This is a genomic window from Streptomyces sp. NPDC014870, from assembly GCF_043081505.1.
GTDB lineage: Bacteria > Actinomycetota > Actinomycetes > Streptomycetales > Streptomycetaceae > Streptomyces.
The window spans coordinates 227,236-251,391 of the sequence record NZ_JBIBWQ010000005.1; the positions used below are offsets into that span (position 1 = coordinate 227,236).

Sequence of the window (24,156 nt, forward strand, 5' to 3'; positions counted from 1 at the left end):
ACGTTCTACCCGATCGTCTCGGCCGCGGTGTCGCGGACCCATTCCTCCATGCGCTCCCGCACCGCGCGGACCTGGGCGGGACTCGGCTCGCCGGCGGCCGCTTCGGCGAAGCCGTCGCCGTCGCCGAACACCCCGCCGATCACGAGCGGCAGGTCGGCCGCCGGGAGGTCCTCCGCGAGCACCGCCGCGAGCGCCTGGAGGTCGCCTTCGTACACCCCGTCGCGCTCCATGAGGCGCAGGCGGTGGATCGTCCGGACGAGGTCGGGGCGCAGCGTCATCCACCCGCGCGACGTGGCGATCTCGCGGTCCAGGTGCTCCATGAACCAGCGCATGACCTCGTACGGGACGTGGTGGTGCCCGGACGGCGGGGTCACGCACACGGTCGGCTCCCGGTCGGGGTCCTCGTCGGGGACGATCCCGATCAGGAGCGTGCTTCCGTCGGCGACCCGGTCGAGCTCCAGGTACCAGGCGTCGTCCGGGAGGGCGTACATGATCTGGAGCGCGTAGTCACCGCTCGGGTGGTCGATCAGGGGCATGGCCGCAGGCTGACACGCAGCCCGCGGCCCGCGCCGAGGGAATTCAGACCTTCGGCTGCTGCTGCGTGATGCAGTGGATGCCGCCGCCGCCCGCGAAGATCGCGCGCGCGTCGACCAGCGTGACGATCCGCTCGGGGAAGAGGCGGCGGAAGATGCCCGCCGCGATCTCGTCGTTCGGGTCGTCGAAGCCGCACAGGACCACGCCGCCGTTGCAGAGGTAGTGGTTGATGTAGGAGTAGTCGACCCAGTCGCCCTCCTCGTCCTTGAGGACGGTCGGGGCCGGGATCTCCACGACCTCCAGCTGCCGGCCCTTGGCGTCCGTCGAGCGGCTGAGGATGTCGACGTACATCCGCGAGCGCTCGAAGTCGGGGTGGGCCGGGTCCTGCTGGCTGTGCACGACCACGACGCCGGGGCGGGCGAAGGCGGCGACGATGTCGACATGGCCCTGGGTGCCGTAGAGGCCGTAGTCGCCGGTCAGGCCGTGCGGGAGCCAGATCGCCTTCGTCGTGCCGAGCCTGGCGTGGATCTCCGCCTCGACCTCGGCGCGGCTCCACTCGGGGTTGCGGCCCGCGCCGAGCTGGACGGTGTCGGTCAGCAGGACCGTCCCCTCACCGTCGACGTGGATCGCGCCGCCCTCGTTGACCAGCGCGCTGTCGTGCACCGGGACGCCCGCGAGGTCGGCGACATGGCAGGCGATCTTGGAGTCGTGCTCCCAGCGGGCCCAGTCCTGGGCGCCCCAGCCGTTGAACACCCAGTTCACGGCCGCGAGGGCGGTGCCGTCGCTGACGAAGGTGGGGCCGATGTCGCGCATCCAGGCGTCGTCGAGGTCGCGCTCGACCAGGTCGATCGCGTCGCCGAGCAGGGCGCGCGCGGAGTCCAGCTGGCCGGGGCCGACCACCACGGTGACCGGCTCGAAGCGACGGACGGCACGGGCGACGGAGGCCCACGCGGAGCGGGCCTGCGCCAGCTCCTCGTCGTTGGTGAAGGTCGGGTTGGGGCCCGGCCAGGCCATCCAGGTGCGCTCGTGCGGGGCCCACTCGGGCGGCATACGGAAGGTCGCGGAGGTCATGACAGGGATCCTCAGAGGAAGTAGAGACGGTTCAGGGACATGGATTCGACCGGTTCGGAGCGGATCGGGGCGCCGTCCAGGGACATGGCGAAGGTCCGGCGTACGGTCTCGCCGGCCCTTCCCATCCCCCGCGCGAGGAGGTGATCCCGATCGCGCCGAGGTCGTACAGGACGTCCTCCCGAGGTCATGCCGACCGGCACCGTGGCGGTGTCGCGCGCCGCACGCGGCAGCACGTCGTCGGGGCCCAGGACGGACCGGGCCGCGTCGATCGCGGGGGTCAGACGCACGTCCACTCACCTCCTGTTTGAGCGACACTCTAAACGGTGAACGCGAGGTATCCAAGGATTGACGTACGCGACGGTAGTGCGTCACATTGAGCGCCACTCTAAAACGAGAACCGACCCTCTTTCCGCCCGCTTGCCCCCGCAGGAGCGCCCATGCCGATCGAACAGCGCGGAGTCGACACCATCCCCGAAGCGGAACGCACCAGCGGCCCGCGCGACCTCCTGGCCATCCTCCTCGGCTCGAACCTCTGCCTCGGAGTGATCGTCTTCGGCTGGCTCCCGGTCTCCTTCGGCCTCGGCCTGTGGGCCTCGGTCTCCGCCGTGGTCACCGGCACGCTCGTCGGCGTCGCCGTGACCGCCCCGCTCGCCCTCGTCTCGCTGCGTACCGCGACGAACCTCTCGACCTCCAGCGGCGCCTTCTTCGGCGTGCGCGGCCGGCTCGTCGGCTCGGTGGTGGGGCTGCTGCTCTCCCTCGGCTACACGGCCCTGACACTGTGGATCGGCGGGGACGTCGTCGTCGGCACGCTCGCGCGGCTGACCGGCCTGCCCACCGGCGGCGCCACGCACGCGGCCGTGTACGCGGTGCTCGCCGCCTGCACGGTGGTCGGCGCGGTGTACGGCTACGGCCTGCTGCTCCGGCTCAGCAAGGCGCTCGCGATCGGCATGACCTTGCTCCTCGGCCTCGGCCTGGTCGCGTACGCGGGCGACCTCACCACGGCCCCGGTGGCCGACACCCCGTATCTGCTCGGCTCGTTCTGGCCGACCTGGGTGCTCGCGGCGGTGGCGGCCGGACTCAGCGGCCCGGTCGCCTTCATCACCCTGCTGGGCGACTACACCCGCTACATATCCCCCGCGCGGTACAGCTCCAGGACCGTCTGGCGGACCACCTGTATCGGCCTGGTCGCCGGCCTGCTGATCCCTCAGCTCTTCGGTACGTACACGGCGTTGGCGGCGCGCGGCGCCCTGGACTACGCGGGCCCGCTGGTCGCGGCCTCCCCCGCCTGGTACGTGGTGCCGCTGCTGCTCGCGGCGACCGCGGGCACGGTCGGCAACGCCGGCCTGATGCTGTACTCGATGGGCCTGGACCTGGACGCGATCCTGCCCCGGGCGACCAGGGCACGGGCGACGCTGGTGGTGGCGGCGGTGGCGACGGCCTTCGTCTTCCTCGGCCACTTCGCCTCGGACGCGCAGTCGGCGATGACCTCGTTCGTCCTGCTCCTGACGGCGATCGGCACGCCGTGGGCGGTCATCACGCTGATCGGTCACGCGCGCTGCAAGGGCGAGTACGACCCGGAGGCGCTCCAGGTCTACAACCGCCGGGCGCGGGGCGGCGCGTACTGGTACACGGCCGGCTGGCACCCGCGGGCGACGGTGAGCTGGGCGCTGGGCGCGGGCGTGGGCCTCGCGGCGGTGTCGACGCCGCTGTACGAAGGGCCCTTGCTGGCCCTGACGGGCGGCATCGACTGCAGTTTCGTGCTGTCGGGGCTCGTGGGCGGCGCGCTGTACGCCGCCCTGACGCCCGCCTCCGAGGCCGCGCGCACCGCGCGGCCGGCCCCGGAGGCGCTGGTCGACTAGTCGACCCGTAGACCCTTGGTCCCTGAAGTCCGTAGTCCCGCCGACGGGGCTGCGGACTTCCGGCCACTGGCTACTGACTACTGACTACTGGCCCAGCTGGTGCGTCCAGCCGTGCACGTCCTCGGACTTGCCCGTCTGGATGGCCAGCAGCGCGTCGCGCAGCTTCATCGTGACCTCGCCGGGCTGCCCGCCCGACTGCTGCCACTCGCCACGCGCCGACTTCACCGTGCCGACGGGCGTGATGACCGCGGCCGTGCCGCAGGCGAAGACCTCGGTGAGGGTGCCGTTCGCGGAGTCGGCCTGCCACTGGTCGATGGAGACCCGGCCCTCCTCGGAGGTGTAGCCGAGGTCCTTGGCGAGCTGGAGGAGCGAGTCACGGGTGATGCCCGCGAGCAGGGAGCCGGTGAGGGTCGGCGTGATGATCTTGTCCCCGTACACGAAGTACAGGTTCATCCCGCCGAGTTCCTCGACCCACTTGTGTTCCACGGCGTCGAGGTAGGCGACCTGGTCGCAGCCCTTCGCGGCGGCCTCGGCCTGGGCCAGCAGGGAGGCCGCGTAGTTGCCGCCGGTCTTGGCGTCGCCCACGCCGCCCGGGACGGCGCGGACGCGGTCCTCGGAGAGCCAGATCGAGACGGGCTTCACGCCACCGGGGAAGTACGGTCCGGCCGGCGAGGCGATGACGACGAACAGGTACTCGTTCGCCGGCCGCACACCGAGGCCGATCTCGGTCGCGATCATGAACGGGCGCAGGTAGAGCGACTCCTCGCCGCCGTGCGCCGGGACCCACGCCTTGTCCTGCTGGACGAGGACGTCGCAGGCCTCGATGAAGGTCTCGACCGGCAGCTCCGGCATGGCGAGGCGGTGCGCGGAGGCCTGGAAGCGCCGGGCGTTGGCGTCCGGGCGGAAGGTCGCGACGGAGCCGTCGGGGCGGCGGTAGGCCTTCAGACCCTCGAAGATCTCCTGGGCGTAGTGCAGGACGTTCGTCGCCGGGTCGAGGGCGAGCGGGCCGTACGGCACGAGCTGGCCGTCGTGCCAGCCGCGGCCCTCGGTCCAGCGGATGGTCACCATGTGGTCGGTGAAGTGGCGGCCGAACCCGGGGTTGGCCAGGATCGTCTCGCGCTCCGCGTCGGACAGCGGGCTGGAGGAGGGCTTGAGCTCGATCGTGGGCGTCGTCGTCATCAGTGCTAGTCCTTCACCGGTTGTGTGTGACGGACCGCGCTCACGCCGCTATCAGTGCTCTGCTAGGACGTCCGAGCTTTACCGCATGCCGCGGCCCCACGTTCGATTATCGCCCGTGGAGGGCCCTGCGGAAAACGGTGTGACGCGGTCCAGGGTTCGATGGTGGCACCCTGCGACCGCATAGGTACAGCCGCCGGGTGCTCGGTGGCGACCCGGCGGCTGTGTGGCGTTCAGTCGGCGGGTCAGCTCGCTACGCGTACCGCGAGCGCGTCGCCGATCTCGTCCGTCGTACGGACGGAGTCGCCGCGCTCGGTCAGGTCGGCGGCGACGGCGGCCTCGATGCGGCCGGCCTCGGTCTCGTAGCCGAGGTGGCGCAGGAGGAGAGCGACGGAGAGCACGGTGGCCGTCGGGTCGGCCTTGCCCTGGCCCGCGATGTCGGGCGCGGAGCCGTGGACGGGCTCGAACATGGACGGGAACTCGCCGCTCGGGTTGATGTTGCCGGAGGCGGCGACGCCGATGCCGCCGGAGACGGCCGCGGCGAGGTCCGTGATGATGTCGCCGAAGAGGTTGTCGGTGACGATCACGTCGAACCGCTCGGGCTGCGTGACGAGGAAGATCGTCGCCGCGTCCACGTGCAGGTAGTCGGTGGTGACCTCGGGGAACTCCTCGGCCACCTTGTTGAAGATGTTGGTCCAGAGGTGACCGGCGTACGCCAGGACGTTGTTCTTGTGGACCAGCGTCAGCTTCTTGCGCGGGCGGGCCTGGGCGCGGGCGAAGGCGTCACGGACGACGCGCTCGACGCCGAAGGCCGTGTTGACGGAGACCTCGGTGGCGACCTCGTGCGGGGTACCGGTGCGGATCGAGCCGCCGTTGCCGGTGTACGGGCCCTCGGTGCCCTCACGGACCACGATGAAGTCGATCTCGGGCGCGCCCTTGAGCGGGGTCGAGACGCCCGGGAGCAGCTTCGACGGCCGCAGGTTGACGTGGTGGTCGAAGAGGAAGCGGAGCTTCAGCAGGAAGCCGCGCTCCAGCACGCCGGACGGGACCGACGGGTCGCCGATCGCGCCGAGCAGGATGGCGTCGTGCTTCTTGAGGGCCTCGACGTCGGCGTCGGTGAGGGTCTCACCGGTCGCGTGGTAGCGCTTGGCGCCGAAGTCGTACTCCTCCGTCTCCAGCTTCACATCCTGCGGAAGCGCGGCAGCGAGGACCTTGAGGCCCTGGGCCACGACCTCCTGGCCGATGCCGTCGCCGGGAATGACTGCGAGATTGATGCTGTGAGACATGTCGGCACCCTACTCCTCGTCCCATCGTCTGACACTCATCGTCCACGATGCGGACGGCCGTGGCGCGTTGCGCCCGCCGGTGACGCCGGGCGGACGCGACGGCGCGCGGGCAGGTCGGGTCAGGTCGGGCAGCTCCGGTCAGTGGCCCGTGGACCCGCCGTTGTCACGGCGGTCGAGGGCGCGCTGGAGGGCGGCGGCGGCGTTCTTGCGGGCGTCGTCGGCGCCCGGACGGGCGACGGAGTGACGGACTCGGCGGGCGGTCTCAGCGGCCATGGGGGATCGACTCCTCGAGATCAGTGGTGCTCCGAGAGCGGAGCTCAGTGGTGATCGAAGGCGCCGGAAGAGGCGGGGAGCGGGCCCGCAGGGGTTGCCTGCACAAGGGGCAGCGCGCTCACGACCGCCATTCGCTGATGGAGCGAGACGTTCGGCTCCTACAAAGCTAGGACAGCCACCCTCATCTGTCTCCACAATTACTCGGACTTCCTACTATCTGAGACGGCTCCGCGGCTCCGATCAGCCCGCGCCGGCGCGCAGTTCCCGGATGAGCGCCCGCACCGCGAGGGATTTCGCCAGCTCAGGGGTGGTGACGTAGCCGACGGACCGGGTCGGGCGGGCCGGACCGAGATCGGCGATCTCCACCGAGGGCGGTGCTCCGATCAGGGAGAGTTCCGGCATCACGGCCATGCCGAAGCCACTGCTGACCATCGCGAGCACGGCTCCGTCGTCCTCGGCCTCGACGGTCGCCGCGGGCAGCCAGTCCTGCTCGGTCCACCACCGGCGGGTGTAGGACGTGCAGTTCTCCACCCAGTCGACCAGCGGCAGCGTGCGCGGCGCCGCGTGCCCGGCCGGGTGCACCAGCGCGTACCCCTCCTCGACCAGCACGCCGCCCACCAGCTCCGGCGGTACGGGAGAGGTCGTCCCGATCGTCGCGATGCCCAGGTCGGCCCGCCCGTCGAGGACTTCGCCGGCCGTCCCGCGCCCCACCTCCCGGACGATCCGCACCTCCGGGACGATGCCCGGGTGCCGGGCCGCGAGCCGTTCCAGGGCGGGCGGGAGCAGCCGTAGCGCGGCGCTGCGGAAGGCGGCGATCCGCAGGGGCCCGGCGACCGTGCCCGTTCCGGACCCGGCGGCGCCACCCGCCGCCGCGCGCACCTCGGCGCCCATCACCTCCAGGAGCCGCAGCACCCGCCGCGCGTGGGCGATGGCCCGCTCCCCGGCGGGGGTGGGCGTGGCTCCGGTGCGCCCCCGCTCGAAGAGGACCGCGCCGAGCTTCCGCTCGCTGGTCCGCACCGAGTGCGAGACGGCGGACTGGGTCATGCCGAGCGCCGCGGCCGCCGCGGAGAAGCCGCGCTCGCTCCCGACGGCGACGAGAATGCGCAGTTCGTGCGGCGCAAGGTCGGTCATGACAGCTCTCACCTCGGACTATGAGCGACATCGATGGATCGGGCGGACCCATCGAAGCAACCTACTGCCCGGCCTCCGGATTCCTTCCTACGGTCTCCCCCATGACGCACGACGCCACCATGATCACCGTCCACCAGACCGCCCGCCCCGAGGGCTTCCCCACGCCCGGCCACTTCGCCTTCGTCGAGTCCCCCGTGCCCGATCCGGCGCCCGGTACCGCGCTGATCGAGAACCTCCTGTGGTCCGTCGACCCGTACCACCGCGAGGCGATGGACGGGGACTTCCTGTGGACGCTCGGCTCCCCCATGGAGGGCCGCACCCTCGGCCGGGTCGTCGACTCCCGCACCCCCGCGCTCTCCCCGGGCGACCTGGTCCTGCACCGCAAGGGCTGGCGCACACACTCCGTCCTCGCCCCGGACGAGGTGCGCGCGGTCCCGGACTTCGACGGCGTTCCGCTCGCCGCGCACCTGAGTGTCCTGGGCGGTACGGGCCTGTCGGCGTACGTCGGCCTGACCCGGATCGCGCGCCTGAAGCCGGGCGAGGACCTGTTCGTCTCGGCCGCCGCGGGTGGCGTCGGCACGGCCGCGGGGCGGTTCGCGCGACTGCTCGGCGCGGGGCGGCTGGTCGGCAGCGCGGGTTCGGCGCGGAAGGTCGCGTACCTGACGGAGGAGGTGGGCTTCGACGCCGCCTTCGACTACCACGACGGACCGGTGACGGAGCTGCTCGCGAAGGCGGCCCCGGGCGGGGTCGACGCCGTGCTCGACGGGGTGGGCGGGGACCACCTGGAGGCCGCGATCGCCGCGCTGCGCGAGCACGGCCGGATCGCCTGGGTCGGCGCCGTCGCCCAGTACCACTCGCTCGCCACTCCCCCGCCGGCCCCGCGCAACCTCTTCGACCTGGTCGAGAAGAGCCTCCGACTCGAAGGCTTCCTGGTGCGCGACCACGCGGACGCGCAGGAGGAGTTGTACGCGTTCGCTGTCCCGCATCTGCGCAGCGGACGGCTGCCGCTGGACGTCACGGTCACCGACGGCTTCGAGCACATCGTCGAGGCCTTCCTGGGGATGCTGCGCGGCGAGAACACCGGCAAGATGCTGGTGGCCCGATCCAGCTAGCCGCCCCACCTAGATTGCATTCCTACCTAGGTGGTGATGGAATGCAGCCATGGCCGCAGACCGCAGATCCAGCTGGCTCAAGGGAGTCCTCGACCTGCTCGTCCTCTCCTGTCTGACCGACGGCGAGAGTTACGGGTACGAGATCGCCAAGGCGCTCGGCCGGGCCGGGCTCGGCGAGATCAAGGGCGGCACGCTCTATCCGGTACTGAACCGGCTGGAGGAGGCCGGCTTCGTCGAGGCCGAGTTCCGTGCCGCCGAGCGCGGACCGGGGCGCCGCTACTACCGGCTCACCGAGCGGGGCCGCGAGGAGCTCGCGGCCGAGAGCGGGGCCTGGCTGGACTTCCACCACGCCGTACAGACCATGCTGCACCCAGGGGGAACGACATCATGACGACCGACACCTACTTCGAGGAGCTGGCCGAGGCCCTGCGCACGGCCGGGGTCCCGGCGGAGCAGATCGCCTCGACCGTGGCCGATCTGCGCGCGCACCTGGCGGAGACGGGGACGGCCGCCGTGGAGGAGTTCGGCCCCGCGGCCGAGTTCGCGGCGCAGCTCGGCGGTGTCGTACCGCCGCCCGGAGCGCCCGAGGAGGCGGCGGAGAACTGGACGTGGACGGCGGACCTCTTCAACGACCGGCGGATGCTGGCGATCCACGGCGACCAGGGGTGGGAGGTCGAGTCGCTGGACTCCGTCGGCCGCTTCGTCTGCCGCCGCGCTCCGGGACAGGCGCTGCGCTGGGAGTACCGGCGCGAGGTGATCAGGGGTCGACGCAAGGACCAGGTGCTCGCCGAACTCTCGCCGGAGGGCTGGGAGTTGTGCGGCGAGTGGATGGTGTACGGCTACTTCAAGCGACCCAAGGCCGCCAGCGCGGGCCCGGCGGGCGCCCTGGACACCCTGCCCGCCACGCCCACCCAGTGGCTCTTCCTGAGCCGCCGCGGCAAGGCGCTGCTCGGCTGCTGGATGCTGCTCTCGGCCGCCGCCGCCCTGACCCTCGGCCTGCCGGGGTACGTCATGCTGTGCATGGGCCTGGGCGCCCTGGTGTCCTCCGTGGTCACGTCGAGGCTGGAGACGGCACGGGGCGAGGTCGCCGCGGCGGCGGCAGCCCGGGCCGCGGACGCCGCGCCCACCGCACCGCCGAAGCCCTGACCGCACCGCCGAAACCCTGACCCGCGCCTAGGGCCTGTCCGGCCCTGATCCGCCGGACAGGCCCCAGCCCCTCAGAGCACGTCGCCGTCGCGCCAGTCGAAGACGAGCGCGGCGGCGGGGCCCGGCAGCCGCCGGCCGCCCGCCGACCGCACGTAGGTCGAGTCCTCCTCCTCGGGCAGGTGGACGATCCCCTCGGGCCCGAGCGCCTCGATCCGGCCCTCCCAGAGCCGCCAGCCCCGCGCCGCGTAGAGCGCGGCCCCGTCGTCGGAGGCGGACAGCGCGCCGAACGCGTACGCCCCGTCGATCACCCGCTCCAGCTCGGCCATCACCCGCCCGCCGAGCCCCTCCCTGCGCCGGTCTCCCCGCACCCCGACCCCCTCCACGTAGCCGACGCGGTACGACCGGCCGTCGTGGAGCACGCGCCGCATGATGACGCTGCCGTGCGCGGCGACCCCGCGCTCGTCCTCGACCCAGGCGTGGACGCCGCCGAGGGCGTGGTCCCAGTCCTCGTCCGAGAATCCCCCGCCGAACGCGGCGTCGAGCATCTCCCGTACGGCATGGAGCCGTTGGGGCCCGAGTTCGTCGGTGGGGGCGGTGTGGAGAGAGTCCGTCATGCCCCCAGTGTGCCCACCACCCTGACTAACCGTTAAAGATTTATTGACAGGTTAGATCAACCCCTGCTTGACTCCTCTCGTAACCACTCACGTCACTCCAGGGGGTTAGAAATGGCGAGCGCGGAGCAGCAGGTGCAGCAGGTCCACCACCGCACGGTCACCGTCCGGGGCCACGAGGTCTTCTACCGGGAGGCGGGGCCCGCCGACGCGCCCGTACTGCTCCTGCTGCACGGCTTCCCGACCAGTTCGCACATGTTCCGCGACCTGATCCCGCGCCTCGCCGACGTCCCCCAAGCTCTCGGCTCCGCTCGAGCAGGGAGGGGCCCCCTCCGTCTCATCGCCCCCGACCACCTGGGCTTCGGCCGCAGCGCGGCGCCCTCGGCGGCCGAGTTCGACTACACCTTCGCCGAACTCGCCGCCGTCACCGAGGAGTTCACCGAGGCCATCGGCCTGGACCGGTTCGCGATCTACATCCAGGACTACGGCGCCCCGATCGGCCTCCGCCTCGCCCTCGCCCACCCCGAGCGCGTCACCGCGATCGTCACCCAGAACGGCAACGCGTACGAGGAGGGCCTCGGCGCCGACGCCTGGGCGCCCGTCCTCGCGCTGATCGCCGAGCGCACCCCCGAGACCGAGGAGCCGGTCCGCGCGATCCGCTCCCTCGACGGGATCAGGTGGCAGTACGAGACCGGCGTCCCGGCCGACTTCCGCGACCTGCTCAGCCCCGACGCCTGGTACCACGACGCCGCTCTCATGGCACGGGACGGCCAGGACGAGATCCAGCTCGGCCTGATCGCGGACTACGGCTCCAATTTCGCGCTCTACCCGGCCTTCCACGACTACTTCCGCTCCACCGGGGTCCCGCTGCTCGCCGTCTGGGGCGAGGGCGACGAGGTCTTCGTCCCCGCGGGCGCGAAGGCCTTCCTCCGCGACCTCCCGGACGCGGAGGTCCACCTCCTCCCGACCGGGCACTTCGCCCTGGAGACCCACGCGCCGGCGATCGCCTCGCTGATCGGGGACTTCCTCGCACGGCGTGTCCCCGTCAGGCCGTAGCCTTCTCCAGGTCACGGGTCATGCGCTCCACCCAGTCGGTGAAGCCCTCACGATGGAGACCGTCACCCGCACGCAGGGCCGCGACCTGCGCGTCCGTGAGCCGGTCGGATCCCGGCTCGGTCATCAGCCGGTACAGCTCCTTCATCAGGGCTGCCATCCGCACCGCGTCTTGGTGCTCGATCGCGTCGACCCCGTGCCCGGGGCCGAGTGTCGTCGAACCAGGCATGGCCTACCTCCTCACCGAGCCCCCTCCCAGCAGCGTAAGCCCGCCGAATGAGAACCGCCCCCGTCCTCAGTTGGGGGACCGAGGAGGGGGGCGGTGTTCGGGGGGAGCTACGGCATCAGCCCATGTGCGGGTAGCCGTACTCGGTCGGCGGGACCAGGGTCTCCTTGATCGCGCGGGTCAGCGTCCAGCGCATCAGGTTCTGCGGGGCGCCGGCCTTGTCGTTCGTACCGGAGGCGCGGCCGCCGCCGAAGGGCTGCTGGCCGACGACGGCGCCGGTCGACTTGTCGTTGATGTAGAAGTTGCCCGCGGCGAAGCGGAGCTTCTCCATCGCGTCGGCCGCGGCCGCCCGGTCACCGGCGATGATCGAGCCGGTCAGCGCGTACGCCGACACCGACTCCATCTGCGCCAGCATCTCCTCGTACTTCTCGTCCTCGTAGACGTGGACGGCGAGGATCGGGCCGAAGTACTCGGTCGTGAAGACCTCGTTCTCCGGGTCGGTGCACTCGATGACGGTCGGACGGACGAAGTAGCCATCCGAGTCGTCGTAGGTGCCACCGGCGACGATCGTGCAGGACGCGTCGGCCTTCGCACGGTCGATCGCGGCCTTGTTCTTGGCGAACGAACGCTCGTCGATGACGGCGCCGATGAAGTTCGACAGGTCGGTGACGTCACCCATGGTGATGCCGTCGACCTCGGCCGCGAACTGCTCCTTGAAGCCCGAGTTCCAGATCGAGGCCGGGACGTACGCACGCGAGGACGCGGAGCACTTCTGGCCCTGGAACTCGAAGGAGCCGCGGGTCAGCGCGGTCTTCAGGATCGCGCGGTCGGCGCTCGGGTGGGCGACGACGAAGTCCTTGCCGCCGGTCTCGCCGACGATCCGCGGGTAGGAGCGGTACTTCTCGATGTTGGTGCCGACCGTCTTCCACAGGTGCTGGAAGGTCTTGGTGGAACCGGTGAAGTGGATGCCGGCCAGGTCGGGGTGGTTCAGCGCCACCTCGGAGACGGCGATGCCGTCGCCCGTGACCAGGTTGATGACGCCCTTCGGCAGACCGGCCTCCTCCAGGAGCTCCATCAGGAGCACGGCGGAGTGGGTCTGGGTCGGGGACGGCTTCCAGATCACCACGTTGCCCATGAGGGCGGGGGCGGTGGGCAGGTTGCCCGCGATGGCCGTGAAGTTGAACGGCGTGATCGCGTAGACGAAGCCCTCCAGCGGGCGGTGGTCGAGGCGGTTCCACACACCCGGGGAGTTCGCCGGCGGCTGCTCGGCGAGGATCTGACGGGCGTACGCCACGTTGAAGCGCCAGAAGTCGACGAGCTCGCAGGGGGTGTCGATCTCGGCCTGCTGCGCGGTCTTGGACTGGCCCAGCATCGTGGAGGCGGCCAGCGTCTCGCGCCAGGGGCCTGCGAGCAGCTCGGCGGCGCGCAGGATGATCGCGGCGCGGTCGTCGAAGGACATCGCGCGCCAGGCCGGGGCGGCGGCCAGGGCGGCGTCGATGGCGTCCTGGGCGTCGGCCTCGGTGGCGCCGGCGAAGGTGCCGATGACGGACTTGTGGTTGTGCGGCTGCACGACGTCGACGCGCTCGCCGCCGCCCATGCGCTTGACGCCGCCGATGGTCATCGGCAGCTCGCGCGGGTTCTCGGCCAGCTCCTTGAGCTTGACCTCGAGACGGGCGCGCTCGGGGGAACCGGGGGCGTAGCTGTGCACCGGCTCGTTGACCGGAGCGGGGACCTGGGTCACAGCGTCCATGAGTCTCGTAACTCCTTTTGAGTGGTGGGCTCAGCCCTTGGTGAGGATGGAGCGGACGAAGAAGAGGAGGTTGGCCGGCTTCTCCGCGAGGCGGCGCATGAAGTAGCCGTACCAGTCGGTGCCGTACGCGGTGTAGACACGCATGCGGTGTCCTTCGGCGGCGAGACGGTTCTGCTCCTCGCTGCGGATGCCGTACAGCATCTGGAACTCGTACTCGTCCAGCTTGCGCCCCGCACGGCGGGCGAGCTCCTGGCCGATCGAGATCAGGCGCGGGTCGTGCGAGCCGATCATCGGGTAGCCCTCGCCCTCCATCAGGATCTTCATGATCCGGACGTAGGCCTTGTCGATCCCCGACTTGTCCTGGAGGGCGACGGAGGCGGGCTCCTTGTAGGCGCCCTTGACGATCCGGACGCGGGAGCCGTTGGCGGCGAGGCGGTGGGCGTCCTCCTCGGTGCGGAAGAGGTATGCCTGGATGACGCATCCGGTCTGCGGGAAGTCCTTCCGCAGCTCCTCGTGGATGGCGAACATCGAGTCGAGGGTGGTGTGGTCCTCGGCGTCCAGGGTGACCGTGGTGCCGATCTCGGCGGCGGCCGCGACGACCGGGCGGACGTTGGCGAGCGCCAGCTCGTGGCCGCCCTCAAGCGCTTGTCCGAACATCGAGAGCTTCACGGACATCTCGGCACGCTCGCCGAGGCCCAGCTCCTTCAGGCGGCCGATGAGCTCCAGGTACGCGTCACGGGCGGCGTACGACTGCTCGACGGTGGTGATGTCCTCGCCGACGACGTCGAGGGTGACCTCAAGGCCGCGGCCGGTGATGTCCTGGACGATCGGGATGACGTGGTCGACCGTCTCGCCGGCGATGAACCGGTCGACGACCTGCTTGGTCCCGGGCGCGGCCGACACGAAACGGCGCATCTTGTCGCTGCGGGACGCGGCGAGGATCACGGGACCCAGCACGGGGACCTCCAGAAAGCAGGGTGACGAAGAGTGCCGTAACCGATCTTCCGTAAGGAATCGGGAACAGCACGGAGAACCACCGTGAAACCTAAGGATCGCTCCGATCCTCTGCCATCGACAGCTGTCACGCATCCGTGGGCGGCATCTCATACATATGTCTGAAGGGGTGCGAGAATGGCGCCGTGAAGGGCGATTACCAAGAACTGGTGGACGAGATCTCCGCGCTGCTCGGGGCCCCCGCGACGCTGGAGAACCGAGACTTCGGGCTGATCGCCTTCGGCGCCCACGACAGCGACGACGACACGGCGATGGACCCCGTCCGAACGCGGTCGATCCTGACCCGGAAGTCGACCCCGGCGGTCCGCGCCTGGTTCGAGGGCTTCGGCATCACCCGGGCGACCGGTCCCGTCCGCATCCCGGCCGCCCCCGACGCGGGCGTGTTCCGGGACCGCATCTGCCTGCCGGTACGCCATCGGGGCGTCGTCCTCGGCTACGTCTGGCTCCTCGACGCCGAGCCCGGCCCCACCCACGACCGGCTGACCGCCGCCATGGAGGTCGCCACCCGGATCGGCGGCCTGCTCGCCGACGAGGAGCGCGCGGGCGCCGACCTCTCGCGCGAGCTGCGGGCCGCCCTGACGGCCGAGCGCGGCTGGCAGTACGACATGGCCCTCACCGCCCTGCGGTCGGCCCTGGGCGCGGACGCGGAGGGCCTGCACGCCCTGGTGTGCCTCGCGCCGTGGTCCGACGAGGACAGCCCCTCCTCCCGTACGGTCCCGGGGGCCGCGGTCCTGTGCGCGCTGCCGTGGCGCGCTCCGGCGGGCGCGGCGGCGCCGCCTCCGGGCGCCGGCGCGGGGACCCCCGCCGGCGGCCGCGCCCTCGCCGTGCTCGTCCGCCTCCGGGCCGCCGACAACTTCGCGCCCGCGGTGGCCGCCGCCGAGCGGCTCCGGGGCGCGGCGGGCGAGGGCGCCGTCACCGGGATCGCCGCGCCCCGCCGCGGGCTCGCGGACCTGGACGTCTCATGGCGCGAGGCCACCGCGGCCGCCCGCACCGCGAGCGCCCAGCCGCACCTGGGGCCGGTCGCCGAGTGGGCCGCCCTCGGCCCGTACCGCCTCCTCACCGCCCTCCCGCCGGCCGAGCCCGACCCCGCGGTGCGCGCCCTGCTGGCCCCCGCGCACCACGAACTGGCGCGCACCGCCGAGGTGTTCCTGGACAACGCGGGCCAGGCGGGCCGCACGGCGACCGCCCTCGGCATCCACCGGCAGACCCTCTACTACCGCCTCTCCCGGGTGGAACAGCTGACGGGCCTCGACCTGGACGCGGGCGAGGACCGCCTGTTGCTGCACATGGCCCTCAAGGCCGCCAGGCTCTGAGAGCGGGCCGCGTCGGACCGGTACATAGGATCTCCCCATGGACACGGGGAGTTGGACGGCACCGACGTACACCGAGCAGCTGCTGTACGAGGCCGGTGAGCGCGGGGACCGGGAGGCAGCCCTGGACGCCCTCGCGCGGACCCGCCTCTATGTGCTCCTCCCCCGGCTGCAGGCCGACGTGCCCGGCCACAGCCCGCCGCTCCCCCACCAGCGCGACAGGGCAGGCCTGCGCACCGTGGTGCCGGTCCTCACGGAGGGCATGCTGCCGCCCTGGCACCCGGAGTGGGTGTTCAAGCAGACCACCCTCGGCCGGCTCGCCGCGGCCTGGCCGAACGACCGTTGGCGGCTCGTGGTCAACCCGGACACCCCGTTCGCGACCGTCCTGCCGGCCAGGTCCGGCGACCGGCGGGCCTGGCGGGAGGCCGAGGCCCACGCCGGCGGGCCCGCTCGGCTGCGGCTGCTCACCCACGCCGGCGAGCATCTGCGCGGGTCGGTCGCGCACGCCCTCGCCCTCGGCGCGCACCTCGCCGTCCTCAACGGCCTGGTGTGGAACCGGCTCGGCGCCCAGTACGAGGACTACCCCTCCGACGTCTCCCGGCTGCGGCACCCCTGGGCCGTCCACCGGCGCTCGGACGTCCGGGACAAGGTGCGGACGCTGATCGCGACCCGGCTCGTCGGCCGGGTCCCCGAGTCCGTCCTCGCGGTCCGGCGCCGGCTCACCGCCCGTCTCGGCGGCCCGCCCACGGCCGCGCAGTGGGCCTCCGCGGTCACCGAGACGGCCGAGCGGGACGACCGCTACGGCGAGGACCCGGCGGAGGCCGCCGAGTTCCTGCGCCGGATCACCCACTACGAGCACCGGTTCCGGGTCGACGGCCTGCTCCCGCCGGACGGCCGGGTCGACACCCTCGCCGCCTTCGACCACGGCCGGGCCGTGAACGTCGTACGGCTCGCACTCGGCGCCCGCTACCTCGATCCGGAGGAGGCCGAGAGGTCCGTGCTCCAGGTCCTCGAAGCGGCCCGGCCCGTCTACCGCTCCTGGACGGAGTTCTCGCTCGGCTATCTGCTGGCCCGGCTGATCCACTTCGACGAGGGCGACCCGGAGCCGATGTACCAGGAGTCCCTGGCCGTCCACCACGCCCTCGTCCAGGACCCGTCGAGCCCCTACCGGAACATCCCATGGTCATGAACTTCCGCCGCTCCCGCACCGACCACGCCGCCCCGTGGATCCCGCCGTCCGAGACCGAACAGCTGCTGCACGAGGCGGTCCTGAGCGGCGACCTCAGGGCGCAGCTCCGGGCCCTCGCCGGTGCCGAACTCTTCATCGGCGCTCCCAAGGCGGAGGTCGACGCCGACCCGGACAGCATCTGGTGGCGCAGCCAGCCGGCGCCGAAGGGGCTCCGCGTCCGGCCGGTGCTCACCCGCGGCATGCTGCCGCCCTGGCACCCGGAGTGGGTGTTCCACCAGGTGACCCTGCGCAGGATCGCCGAGTTCGAGTGGCGCGACCCGCGGGTCCTGCTCGCCGTCAACGGCGGCACCCCCGGCGAGCTTCTGCTGTCCGCGACCCCGGACCGCCGCGCCTGGTGGCTGCGCGCGTACGCCGAGGAGGAGCGGAGCACGAAGGACCGGTTCGTCGCCCTGCGCAACGGCCCGCTGCACGGGCCGCTCGCCTTCGGTCTGGCCTGCGGCACCCATCTGGCGTTCGGCAACGGAGTCCCGTGGAACGACGTGGGCACGGCCTACATGGGGTACACGATCATTCTCGACACCCTCCGCGAGGGGTGGGGCGTCACCGAACGGGCCGGTTGGCGCACGCAGTTGGACGCGCTGCTCGACGGGCGCAACAGCCCGCCGGAGCCGGACTTCGTCCTCCGGGTCCGCGAGGAGCTGCGGGTCGCCCGCGGCGCGGTCCCCTCCCCGGACGAGTGGCGCGAGACGGCCGCGGGACACGCCCAGGACCTGGGCGCGAGCCCGGTGACGGTGCGGGCGATCGAGGAGCTGGTGCGCCGCGTCCTGCGCTACGAGGCCCGGTTCCGCGCCGACGGGCTGCTGCCGCCGGACGGGCGGGTGCGCAAGACGGTCGCCTACGACTACGGGCGCGCGGTGAACGTGGCCCGGTGGGGCCTGACGGCCCGCTTCTGCGCGCCCCCGGAGGCCGAGCAGGCGATCGTGCACGCGGGGGCGCTCGCCCGCTCGGCCTACGGGTCGTGGGAGGAGTACTCGGCGGGGTACGCGCTGGGCCGTGTCCTGCGCTTCGACGGCGAGGAGTACGGCCCGTACCACGAGGACAACGTGGCCGCCCACCGCGCCCTCACGGAGCACGAGGGCAGCCCGTGGCGGAACATCCCGTGGCGCTGAGCCGGGTCGGCGCTACTGGTCCCCCATCAGCACCTTGAGCCCGGCGGTCAGGTCCTCCGCCGTGGGGGCCGTCTCGGGGTCGACCATCCACTGGATCATCACACCGGTGGCGAGCGCCTGACAGAGGAGACCCGCGACCCGGGCCTTCTCCGGGTCCGCCTCGGGGTCGAGGCCGAGGAAGACCTCCGCCATGCCCAACCGGCCCTCGCGCTGGGGGTCCTTGATGGCCTCGCGGAGCTTCTCGTCGTCGTCGAGGCGGGTGACGACCTCCGTCTGGAGCTTCCAGACCGGCCGGCTGGCCTCGGCGGCGCCGATCACCTGCTCCCAGACCGCGTGGAAGCGGGCGTACGGGTCGGCCGGCAGCGTCTTCCTGTCCTCACCGCTCCCCGCGGGGCCGACCCGGTTGCCCCACTCCTCGGTCAGCGCCAGGAAGGCCTGCTGGAGCAGGGCGTCCTTGGAGCCGTAGTGGTAGCCGATGGAGGCGAGGTTGGTGCCCGAGGCGGCGACGATGTCGCGGGCCGTGGTCCGGGCGTACCCCTTCTCCAGGAGGCAGCGTTTGGCGCCTTCGAGCAGGTCTTCCTTGTGTCCCATGACAGCACTGTACCCGGCCGCTAGACAGTCGTGTAAGACGCTTGTCTAGCGGCCGGGTACGGGTGTCGCTACGAGCCCTGGAACCCGATCAGACCAGGTTGACCGAACGGGCCGACGCCGCGCCGATCTCGGCCGCGATCTCCGCGAGCACCGCCGCCGGGACCGTGTCGTCGACGGTGAGCACGACGAGCGCCTCGCCGCCCTCCTCCGCGCGCGCCACCTGCATGCCCGCGATGTTCAGACCGGCCTCGCCGAGGATCCGGCCGACGGTGCCGACGACACCCGGGCGGTCCTCGTAGCGCAGCACCACCATGTGGTCGGCGAGCGCCACGTCCACGTCGTAGTCGCCGACGGCGACGATCTTCTGGAGGTGCTTGGGGCCGGCCAGCGTGCCGGAGACCGCGACCTCCTCGCCGTTGGCCAGGGTGCCGCGCACGGTGACCACGTTGCGGTGGTCGGGGGACTCGCTGGAGGTCGTGAGCCGGACCTCGACACCGCGCTCCTGGGCGAAGAGCGGGGCGTTGACGTACGACACGGTCTCGTCGACCACGTCCTCGAACACGCCCTTGAGCGCGGAGAGTTCGAGCACCTTCACGTCGTGCTGGGTGATCTCGCCGTACACCTCGACGTCGAGCCGCGCCGCGACCTCGCCCGCGAGCGCGGTGAAGATCCGGCCGAGCTTCTCGGCGAGCGGCAGACCGGGCTTGACGTCCTCGGCGATGACACCGCCCTGGACGTTGACCGCGTCCGGGACCAGCTCACCGGCGAGCGCGAGCCGCACCGAACGGGCGACCGCGATACCGGCCTTCTCCTGCGCCTCGTCCGTGGACGCGCCGAGGTGCGGGGTGCAGACGACCTGGTCGAGCTCGAAGAGCGGGGAGTCCGTGCAGGGCTCCTTGGCGTACACGTCGAGACCCGCGCCCGCGACCCGGCCCTCCTTGAGCGCCGAGTACAGCGCCTCCTCGTCCACGATCCCGCCGCGCGCGGCGTTGACGATCCGGACGGACGGCTTGACCTTGTGCAGCGCCTCGTCGCCGATGAGACCGAGGGTCTCCGGGGTCTTCGGGAGGTGCACGGTGATGAAGTCGGCGACCTCCAGGAGCTCGTCCAGGGTCAGCAGCTTCACCCCCATCTGGGCGGCGCGGGCCGGCTGCACGTAGGGGTCGTACGCGACGATCTTCATGCCGAACGCGGACATCCGCTGGGCGACCAGGACGCCGATGCGGCCGAGGCCGACGACGCCGAGGGTCTTCTCGCTGAGCTCGACGCCCGTGTACTTGGAGCGCTTCCACTCGCCGTTCTTCAGCGCGGTGTTGGCCTGCGGGATGTTGCGCGCGGTGGCGACGAGCAGGCCGCAGGCGAGCTCGGCGGCGGTGACGATGTTGGAGGTCGGGGCGTTCACGACCATCACGCCGGCCTTGGTGGCGGCGGAGACGTCGACGTTGTCCAGGCCGACACCGGCGCGGGCGACGACGCGGAGCTTGCCGGCGGCGGCGATGGCCTCGGCGTCGACCTTGGTCGCGGAGCGGACCAGGATCGCGTCCACGTCGGCGATGGCGGGGATCAGCTCGGCGCGGTCCGCGCCGTTGCAGTGCCGGATCTCGAAGTCCGGGCCCAGGGCGTCGACGGTGGCGGGCGACAGCTCTTCAGCGATGAGTACGACGGGTTTCGAGCTCACGTGAGTCCTCACAGATCCAGTGCGGACGGCCGTCCCGACGGCCGCAGGCGGTGGAGGGGGCTTGCCGCGTGAAAGCGCACGACGCTGTGGGCCTGAACGCGAATGTTGTTGAGCAGTGTAGTGGTGCGTTGGCGCGATTCTTGCGCCTCGTTGGCAGGATCACCCGTCCGTGGTTGGACGGCCTGTCCAAGCAAGTGGAGCGGGCCGGACACAGTGTCCGGCCCGCCCCGAGAAGGCTTACGCCTCCTCGTCGTTCACCCAGCTCATGAGCTTGCGCAGCTCCTTGCCGGTGGTCTCCAGGAGGTGCTTCTCGTCCTGGGTCTTGTACTCGTTGTACTTCTTCAGACCGCCGTGGTACTCGTCCATCCAGTTCTGGGCGAAGGTGCCGTCCTGGATCTCCGCGAGGACCTGCTTCATCTCGGCCTTGGTGGCGTCCGTGATGATGCGCGGGCCGGTGATGTAGTCGCCCCACTCGGCGGTCTCGGAGACGGACCAGCGCATCTTCTCCAGGCCGCCCTCGTACATGAGGTCGACGATGAGCTTCAGCTCGTGCAGGCACTCGAAGTAGGCGATCTCCGGCTGGTAGCCGGCCTCGACCAGGGTCTCGAAGCCCGCCTTCACCAGCGCGCTGGCGCCACCGCAGAGGACGGCCTGCTCGCCGAAGAGGTCGGTCTCGGTCTCCTCGGTGAAGGTCGTCTTGATGACACCGGCACGGGTGCCGCCGATGGCCTTGGCGTAGGAGAGCGCCAGGGCGAAGGCGTTGCCGGTCGCGTCCTTCTCGACGGCCGCGATCGCGGGGACGCCGCGCCCCTCCTCGTACTGACGGCGGACGAGGTGGCCCGGGCCCTTGGGGGCGACGAGCGCGACGTCGACGCCGGCCGGGGGCTTGATGAAGCCGAAGCGGACGTTGAAGCCGTGCGCGAAGAAGAGGGCCTTGCCTTCGGTCAGGTGCGGGGCGATCGACTCCTCGTAGACCTTGGCCTGGATCGGGTCCGGGATCAGGATCATGATGACGTCGGCCTCGGCCGCGGCCTCGGCGGGCGTCACGACGCGCAGGCCCTGCTCCTCGGCCTTCGCCTTGGACTTGGAGCCCTCGTGCAGGCCGACGCGGACGTCGACACCCGAGTCACGGAGCGACAGCGCGTGGGCGTGCCCCTGGCTGCCGTAACCGATCACCGCGACCTTGCGGCCCTGGATGATGGACAGGTCGGCGTCGGCGTCGTAGAACAGCTCGGCCACTGGGAATCTCCTTGATGTGCTGGTGTTGCGTCCCACCGTACGGCGGGGAGCGGGAGGAAGGTTTTTGGGTCTCGCCTGGCGGACCGCCGCGGTGGACGGCGGCCGGCCGGGGTTGACGGTCAGGCGCTGCGGTCGAGCGCCCGCAGGGAGCGGTCGGTGATGGACCGCGCACCACGCCCTATGGCGATCGTGCCGGACTGCACGAGTTCCTTGATGCCGAACTGCTCCAGCATCTTGAGCATCGCGTCGAGCTTGTCACTCGAACCGGTGGCCTCGATGGTGACCGCCTCGGGCGAGACGTCCACGGTCTTGGCGCGGAACAGCTGGACGATCTCGACGATCTGGGAGCGGGTCTCGTTGTCTGCGCGGACCTTCACCAGCACGAGTTCGCGCTGGATCGCAGCGCTGGGCTCGAGTTCGACGATCTTCAGGACGTTCACCAGCTTGTTGAGCTGCTTGGTGACCTGCTCCAGGGGCAGGTCCTCGACATTCACCACGATGGTGATGCGGGAGATGTCGGGGTGTTCGGTGACACCGACGGCGAGCGAGTCGATGTTGAACCCGCGCCGGGAGAAGAGCGCGGCGATCCGGGCGAGGATGCCGGGGGTGTTCTCCACCAGGACGGAGAGCGTGTGCCTAGTCATGTGCGTCGTACCTCTTCCTACGGCTCTCGGTCTCAGTCGTCTTCGTTGTCGCCGAAGTCGGGGCGGACGCCCCGGGCGGCCATGACCTCGTCGTTGGAGGTGCCGGCGGCGACCATCGGCCAGACCTGGGCGTCCTCGTGGACGATGAAGTCGATCACGACCGGGCGGTCGTTGATGGCGTTGGCCTCTTCGATGACCTTGTCCAGGTCGGCCGGGTCCTCGCAGCGCAGCGCGACACAGCCCATGGCCTCGGACAGCTTCACGAAGTCCGGGATACGGGTGCCCTTGCGGGGCGCCGTGCTGGCGCCGACCTGGGAACCGGTCGCCTCGTGGCCCGTCTCGTCGGCGTGCAGGACCGTCGAGGAGTAGCGCTGGTTGTAGAAGAGGGTCTGCCACTGGCGGACCATCCCGAGGGCGCCGTTGTTGATGATGGCGACCTTGATCGGGATGTTGTTGAGCGCGCAGGTGACCAGTTCCTGGTTGGTCATCTGGAAGCAGCCGTCGCCGTCGATCGCCCAGACCGGGCGGTCCGGCAGGCCGGCCTTGGCGCCCATGGCGGCGGGGACGGCGTAGCCCATCGTTCCGGCGCCGCCGGAGTTCAGCCAGGTGGCCGGCTTCTCGTAGTCGATGAAGTGGGCGGCCCACATCTGGTGCTGGCCGACGCCGGCCGCGTAGATGGTGTCGGCCGGGGCGAGCTGGCCGATGCGCTGGATGACCTGCTGCGGCGAGAGGCTGCCGTCCTCCGGCAGGTCGTAGCCGAGCGGGTAGGTCTCGCGCCAGCGGTTCAGGTCGCTCCACCAGGCGGTGTAGTCGCCCTTGTTGCCCTCGGCGGCCTCGGCCTGGACGGCCTGGACCAGGTCGGCGATGACCTCGCGGGCGTCACCGACGATCGGAACGTCGGCGGCGCGGTTCTTGCCGATCTCGGCCGGGTCGATGTCGGCGTGGACGATCTTGGCGAACGGGGCGAAGCTGTCCAGCTTGCCGGTGACGCGGTCGTCGAAGCGGGCTCCGAGGGCGACGATCAGGTCGGCCTTCTGCAGCGCGGTGACGGCGGTGACCGCACCGTGCATGCCCGGCATTCCCACGTGCAGCGGGTGGCTGTCGGGGAACGCGCCCAGCGCCATCAGGGTGGTGGTGACGGGGGCGCCGGTGAGCTCGGCGAGGACCTTCAGCTCGGCGGTGGCGCCGGCCTTCAGGACACCGCCGCCGACGTACAGGACCGGCCGCTTGGCGGCGGCGATCAGCTTGGCGGCCTCGCGGATCTGCTTGGCGTGCGGCTTGGTCACCGGGCGGTAGCCGGGCAGGTCGGTCTGCGGCGGCCAGCTGAAGACCGTCTTGGCCTGCAGGGCGTCCTTGGCGATGTCGACCAGGACCGGGCCCGGACGGCCGGTGGAGGCGATGTGGAAGGCCTCGGCGATCGTCCGCGGGATGTCCTCGGCCTTGGTGACCAGGAAGTTGTGCTTGGTGATCGGCATCGTGATGCCGCAGATGTCCGCCTCCTGGAAGGCGTCCGTGCCGATGGCCTTCGAGGCGACCTGACCGGTGATCGCGACCAGCGGGACGGAGTCCATGTGGGCGTCGGCGATCGGGGTGACCAGGTTGGTGGCCCCCGGGCCCGAAGTGGCCATGCACACGCCGACCTTGCCGGTGGCCTGGGCGTAGCCGGTGGCCGCGTGGCCCGCGCCCTGCTCGTGCCGGACCAGGATGTGGCGGACCTTCTGCGAGTCCATCATCGGGTCGTACGCGGGCAGGATGGCGCCGCCCGGAATGCCGAAGACGGTGTCGGCCCCTACTTCCTCGAGAGAACGGATGAGGGACTGCGCACCCGTGACGTGCTCGACGATGGTGGCGGACTGTCCGCCGTTACGGGTCCGCGGCTGCGGATGGTGCCCGGTGGCCTGCTCGGTCATCAGCATTCTCTTCTCGAAGCAGAGGGTCTTTGCGGGGGTTTTGCCAGAGTTTGGGGTGAGCCGGTGCAACAAAAAACCCCTCGTGCCGTCAGGCAAGCGAGGGGAGCGCGTCGGGTGCGTTCAAGCCGGGCCTTCAGGCCCTGCTTCAGCCGACGCGCTTTCCAAGTACGAGAATTCGGGTGCG

24 protein-coding genes are annotated in these 24,156 nt (G+C 71.3%); 8 read left to right on the forward strand and 16 right to left on the reverse strand.

Annotated elements, in window-relative coordinates:
- Nucleotides 1-5 precede the first annotated feature (5 nt).
- The 3 genes from ACF09C_RS16635 to ACF09C_RS16645 are packed head-to-tail and all read right to left on the reverse strand — an operon-like array spanning nt 6 to nt 1,892.
- Nucleotides 6-536 carry a hypothetical protein gene (locus ACF09C_RS16635; RefSeq protein ID WP_392092166.1) on the reverse strand — a complete coding sequence of 177 codons (531 nt, stop codon included), beginning with the start codon at nt 534-536 and terminating at the stop codon, nt 6-8.
- A 43-nt stretch (nt 537-579) separates the two neighbouring features.
- Entirely contained in the window at nt 580-1,605 is a 1,026-nt protein-coding gene (locus ACF09C_RS16640; protein ID WP_392092167.1) for an agmatine/peptidylarginine deiminase, read from the reverse strand.
- Nucleotides 1,606-1,616: 11 nt separating this feature from the next.
- A complete protein-coding gene (locus tag ACF09C_RS16645; RefSeq protein WP_392092415.1) occupies nt 1,617-1,892 on the reverse strand; it encodes a hypothetical protein in 276 nt (91 codons plus the stop codon).
- Between the two features lie 150 nt (nt 1,893-2,042).
- Between ACF09C_RS16645 and ACF09C_RS16650 the strand changes: the two genes are divergently transcribed.
- Nucleotides 2,043-3,464 carry a cytosine permease gene (locus ACF09C_RS16650; RefSeq protein ID WP_392092168.1) on the forward strand — a complete coding sequence of 474 codons (1,422 nt, stop codon included), beginning with the start codon at nt 2,043-2,045 and terminating at the stop codon, nt 3,462-3,464.
- A gap of 84 nt (nt 3,465-3,548) precedes the next feature.
- Here the strand turns inward: ACF09C_RS16650 and ACF09C_RS16655 are convergent, their stop codons facing one another.
- The 4 genes from ACF09C_RS16655 to ACF09C_RS16670 all read right to left on the reverse strand — a co-directional run bounded on the left by ACF09C_RS16655 (nt 3,549) and on the right by ACF09C_RS16670 (nt 7,330).
- A complete protein-coding gene (locus ACF09C_RS16655) occupies nt 3,549-4,643 on the reverse strand; it encodes a branched-chain amino acid aminotransferase (RefSeq protein ID WP_392092169.1) in 1,095 nt (364 codons plus the stop codon).
- Between the two features lie 242 nt (nt 4,644-4,885).
- Entirely contained in the window at nt 4,886-5,926 is a 1,041-nt protein-coding gene (locus ACF09C_RS16660) for a 3-isopropylmalate dehydrogenase (protein WP_392092170.1), read from the reverse strand.
- A 138-nt stretch (nt 5,927-6,064) separates the two neighbouring features.
- On the reverse strand, nt 6,065-6,199 hold the full coding sequence (locus ACF09C_RS16665) for a hypothetical protein (protein ID WP_362410475.1): 135 nt from the start codon (nt 6,197-6,199) through the stop codon (nt 6,065-6,067).
- 240 nt (nt 6,200-6,439) lie between these two features.
- Complete coding sequence (locus ACF09C_RS16670) at nt 6,440-7,330, reverse strand: LysR family transcriptional regulator (protein ID WP_392092171.1); 891 nt, start codon at nt 7,328-7,330, stop codon at nt 6,440-6,442.
- A gap of 101 nt (nt 7,331-7,431) precedes the next feature.
- Between ACF09C_RS16670 and ACF09C_RS16675 the strand changes: the two genes are divergently transcribed.
- Genes ACF09C_RS16675 through ACF09C_RS16685 form a run of 3 tightly spaced genes read left to right on the forward strand, consistent with a single transcriptional unit; the run spans nt 7,432 to nt 9,588 of the window.
- Nucleotides 7,432-8,442, forward strand: coding sequence for an NADP-dependent oxidoreductase (locus ACF09C_RS16675; protein WP_392092172.1), 1,011 nt, complete (start codon nt 7,432-7,434; stop codon nt 8,440-8,442).
- Nucleotides 8,443-8,491: 49 nt separating this feature from the next.
- Entirely contained in the window at nt 8,492-8,833 is a 342-nt protein-coding gene (locus ACF09C_RS16680; protein WP_392092173.1) for a PadR family transcriptional regulator, read from the forward strand.
- The gene (locus ACF09C_RS16685) at nt 8,830-9,588 is read left to right on the forward strand and encodes a hypothetical protein (protein ID WP_392092174.1); all 759 of its coding nucleotides are present in this window, start codon (nt 8,830-8,832) and stop codon (nt 9,586-9,588) included. Before ACF09C_RS16680 ends, ACF09C_RS16685 begins: the two co-directional genes overlap by 4 nt.
- A 71-nt stretch (nt 9,589-9,659) precedes the next feature.
- Here the strand turns inward: ACF09C_RS16685 and ACF09C_RS16690 are convergent, their stop codons facing one another.
- Nucleotides 9,660-10,202, reverse strand: a complete 543-nt coding sequence (locus ACF09C_RS16690) for a GNAT family N-acetyltransferase (RefSeq protein WP_392092175.1) — start codon at nt 10,200-10,202, stop codon at nt 9,660-9,662.
- A 111-nt stretch (nt 10,203-10,313) separates the two neighbouring features.
- Between ACF09C_RS16690 and ACF09C_RS16695 the strand changes: the two genes are divergently transcribed.
- A complete protein-coding gene (locus ACF09C_RS16695) occupies nt 10,314-11,255 on the forward strand; it encodes an alpha/beta fold hydrolase (RefSeq protein WP_392092176.1) in 942 nt (313 codons plus the stop codon).
- Here ACF09C_RS16695 and ACF09C_RS16700 read toward each other — a convergent pair.
- The 3 genes from ACF09C_RS16700 to ACF09C_RS16710 all read right to left on the reverse strand — a co-directional run bounded on the left by ACF09C_RS16700 (nt 11,245) and on the right by ACF09C_RS16710 (nt 14,185).
- The gene (locus ACF09C_RS16700; protein ID WP_392092177.1) at nt 11,245-11,481 is read right to left on the reverse strand and encodes a hypothetical protein; all 237 of its coding nucleotides are present in this window, start codon (nt 11,479-11,481) and stop codon (nt 11,245-11,247) included. The two genes, ACF09C_RS16695 and ACF09C_RS16700, sit on opposite strands and share 11 nt — an antisense overlap.
- A gap of 115 nt (nt 11,482-11,596) precedes the next feature.
- Complete coding sequence (gene pruA, locus ACF09C_RS16705; protein ID WP_392092178.1) at nt 11,597-13,228, reverse strand: L-glutamate gamma-semialdehyde dehydrogenase; 1,632 nt, start codon at nt 13,226-13,228, stop codon at nt 11,597-11,599.
- A 30-nt stretch (nt 13,229-13,258) separates the two neighbouring features.
- Complete coding sequence (locus tag ACF09C_RS16710; RefSeq protein WP_392092179.1) at nt 13,259-14,185, reverse strand: proline dehydrogenase family protein; 927 nt, start codon at nt 14,183-14,185, stop codon at nt 13,259-13,261.
- Nucleotides 14,186-14,367: 182 nt separating this feature from the next.
- Here ACF09C_RS16710 and ACF09C_RS16715 point away from each other — a divergent pair, with 182 nt between their 5' ends.
- Genes ACF09C_RS16715 through ACF09C_RS16725 form a run of 3 tightly spaced genes read left to right on the forward strand, consistent with a single transcriptional unit; the run spans nt 14,368 to nt 17,910 of the window.
- The gene (locus tag ACF09C_RS16715) at nt 14,368-15,555 is read left to right on the forward strand and encodes a PucR family transcriptional regulator (RefSeq protein WP_392092180.1); all 1,188 of its coding nucleotides are present in this window, start codon (nt 14,368-14,370) and stop codon (nt 15,553-15,555) included.
- 37 nt (nt 15,556-15,592) lie between these two features.
- A complete protein-coding gene (locus ACF09C_RS16720) occupies nt 15,593-16,741 on the forward strand; it encodes a DUF1266 domain-containing protein (protein WP_392092181.1) in 1,149 nt (382 codons plus the stop codon).
- A complete protein-coding gene (locus tag ACF09C_RS16725; protein ID WP_392092182.1) occupies nt 16,732-17,910 on the forward strand; it encodes a DUF1266 domain-containing protein in 1,179 nt (392 codons plus the stop codon). The genes ACF09C_RS16720 and ACF09C_RS16725 overlap by 10 nt, the downstream gene beginning before the upstream one ends.
- Before the next feature lie 12 nt (nt 17,911-17,922).
- On the opposite strand, the gene ACF09C_RS16730 is transcribed toward ACF09C_RS16725, so the two are convergent.
- From ACF09C_RS16730 to ACF09C_RS16750, 5 genes are all read right to left on the reverse strand, one after another.
- The gene (locus ACF09C_RS16730; protein ID WP_392092183.1) at nt 17,923-18,501 is read right to left on the reverse strand and encodes a TetR/AcrR family transcriptional regulator; all 579 of its coding nucleotides are present in this window, start codon (nt 18,499-18,501) and stop codon (nt 17,923-17,925) included.
- A gap of 88 nt (nt 18,502-18,589) precedes the next feature.
- Complete coding sequence (gene serA, locus ACF09C_RS16735) at nt 18,590-20,179, reverse strand: phosphoglycerate dehydrogenase (RefSeq protein WP_392092184.1); 1,590 nt, start codon at nt 20,177-20,179, stop codon at nt 18,590-18,592.
- Nucleotides 20,180-20,416: 237 nt separating this feature from the next.
- Entirely contained in the window at nt 20,417-21,418 is a 1,002-nt protein-coding gene (ilvC, locus tag ACF09C_RS16740; protein ID WP_392092185.1) for a ketol-acid reductoisomerase, read from the reverse strand.
- 119 nt (nt 21,419-21,537) lie between these two features.
- Nucleotides 21,538-22,062, reverse strand: a complete 525-nt coding sequence (ilvN, locus tag ACF09C_RS16745; protein ID WP_215065241.1) for an acetolactate synthase small subunit — start codon at nt 22,060-22,062, stop codon at nt 21,538-21,540.
- Between the two features lie 32 nt (nt 22,063-22,094).
- Nucleotides 22,095-23,972: an acetolactate synthase large subunit gene (locus tag ACF09C_RS16750; protein WP_362410521.1), complete on the reverse strand. Its 1,878-nt coding sequence runs from the start codon at nt 23,970-23,972 to the stop codon at nt 22,095-22,097.
- Nucleotides 23,973-24,156: the final 184 nt, after the last annotated feature.

What these genes read in the sequence shown, in the direction of transcription:
- ACF09C_RS16635 (WP_392092166.1), bottom strand. Translation starts at nt 536, where the DNA reads ATGCCCCTGATCGACCACCCGAGCGGTGACTACGCGCTCCAGATCATG.
- ACF09C_RS16640 (WP_392092167.1), bottom strand. Translation starts at nt 1,605, where the DNA reads ATGACCTCCGCGACCTTCCGTATGCCGCCCGAGTGGGCCCCGCACGAG.
- ACF09C_RS16650 (WP_392092168.1), top strand. Translation starts at nt 2,043, where the DNA reads ATGCCGATCGAACAGCGCGGAGTCGACACCATCCCCGAAGCGGAACGC.
- ACF09C_RS16655 (WP_392092169.1), bottom strand. Translation starts at nt 4,643, where the DNA reads ATGACGACGACGCCCACGATCGAGCTCAAGCCCTCCTCCAGCCCGCTG.
- ACF09C_RS16660 (WP_392092170.1), bottom strand. Translation starts at nt 5,926, where the DNA reads ATGTCTCACAGCATCAATCTCGCAGTCATTCCCGGCGACGGCATCGGC.
- ACF09C_RS16665 (WP_362410475.1), bottom strand. Translation starts at nt 6,199, where the DNA reads ATGGCCGCTGAGACCGCCCGCCGAGTCCGTCACTCCGTCGCCCGTCCG.
- ACF09C_RS16670 (WP_392092171.1), bottom strand. Translation starts at nt 7,330, where the DNA reads ATGACCGACCTTGCGCCGCACGAACTGCGCATTCTCGTCGCCGTCGGG.
- ACF09C_RS16675 (WP_392092172.1), top strand. Translation starts at nt 7,432, where the DNA reads ATGACGCACGACGCCACCATGATCACCGTCCACCAGACCGCCCGCCCC.
- ACF09C_RS16680 (WP_392092173.1), top strand. Translation starts at nt 8,492, where the DNA reads ATGGCCGCAGACCGCAGATCCAGCTGGCTCAAGGGAGTCCTCGACCTG.
- ACF09C_RS16685 (WP_392092174.1), top strand. Translation starts at nt 8,830, where the DNA reads ATGACGACCGACACCTACTTCGAGGAGCTGGCCGAGGCCCTGCGCACG.
- ACF09C_RS16690 (WP_392092175.1), bottom strand. Translation starts at nt 10,202, where the DNA reads ATGACGGACTCTCTCCACACCGCCCCCACCGACGAACTCGGGCCCCAA.
- ACF09C_RS16695 (WP_392092176.1), top strand. Translation starts at nt 10,314, where the DNA reads ATGGCGAGCGCGGAGCAGCAGGTGCAGCAGGTCCACCACCGCACGGTC.
- ACF09C_RS16700 (WP_392092177.1), bottom strand. Translation starts at nt 11,481, where the DNA reads ATGCCTGGTTCGACGACACTCGGCCCCGGGCACGGGGTCGACGCGATC.
- pruA (WP_392092178.1), bottom strand. Translation starts at nt 13,228, where the DNA reads ATGGACGCTGTGACCCAGGTCCCCGCTCCGGTCAACGAGCCGGTGCAC.
- ACF09C_RS16720 (WP_392092181.1), top strand. Translation starts at nt 15,593, where the DNA reads ATGGACACGGGGAGTTGGACGGCACCGACGTACACCGAGCAGCTGCTG.
- ACF09C_RS16725 (WP_392092182.1), top strand. Translation starts at nt 16,732, where the DNA reads ATGGTCATGAACTTCCGCCGCTCCCGCACCGACCACGCCGCCCCGTGG.
- ACF09C_RS16730 (WP_392092183.1), bottom strand. Translation starts at nt 18,501, where the DNA reads ATGGGACACAAGGAAGACCTGCTCGAAGGCGCCAAACGCTGCCTCCTG.
- ilvN (WP_215065241.1), bottom strand. Translation starts at nt 22,062, where the DNA reads ATGACTAGGCACACGCTCTCCGTCCTGGTGGAGAACACCCCCGGCATC.
- ACF09C_RS16750 (WP_362410521.1), bottom strand. Translation starts at nt 23,972, where the DNA reads ATGACCGAGCAGGCCACCGGGCACCATCCGCAGCCGCGGACCCGTAAC.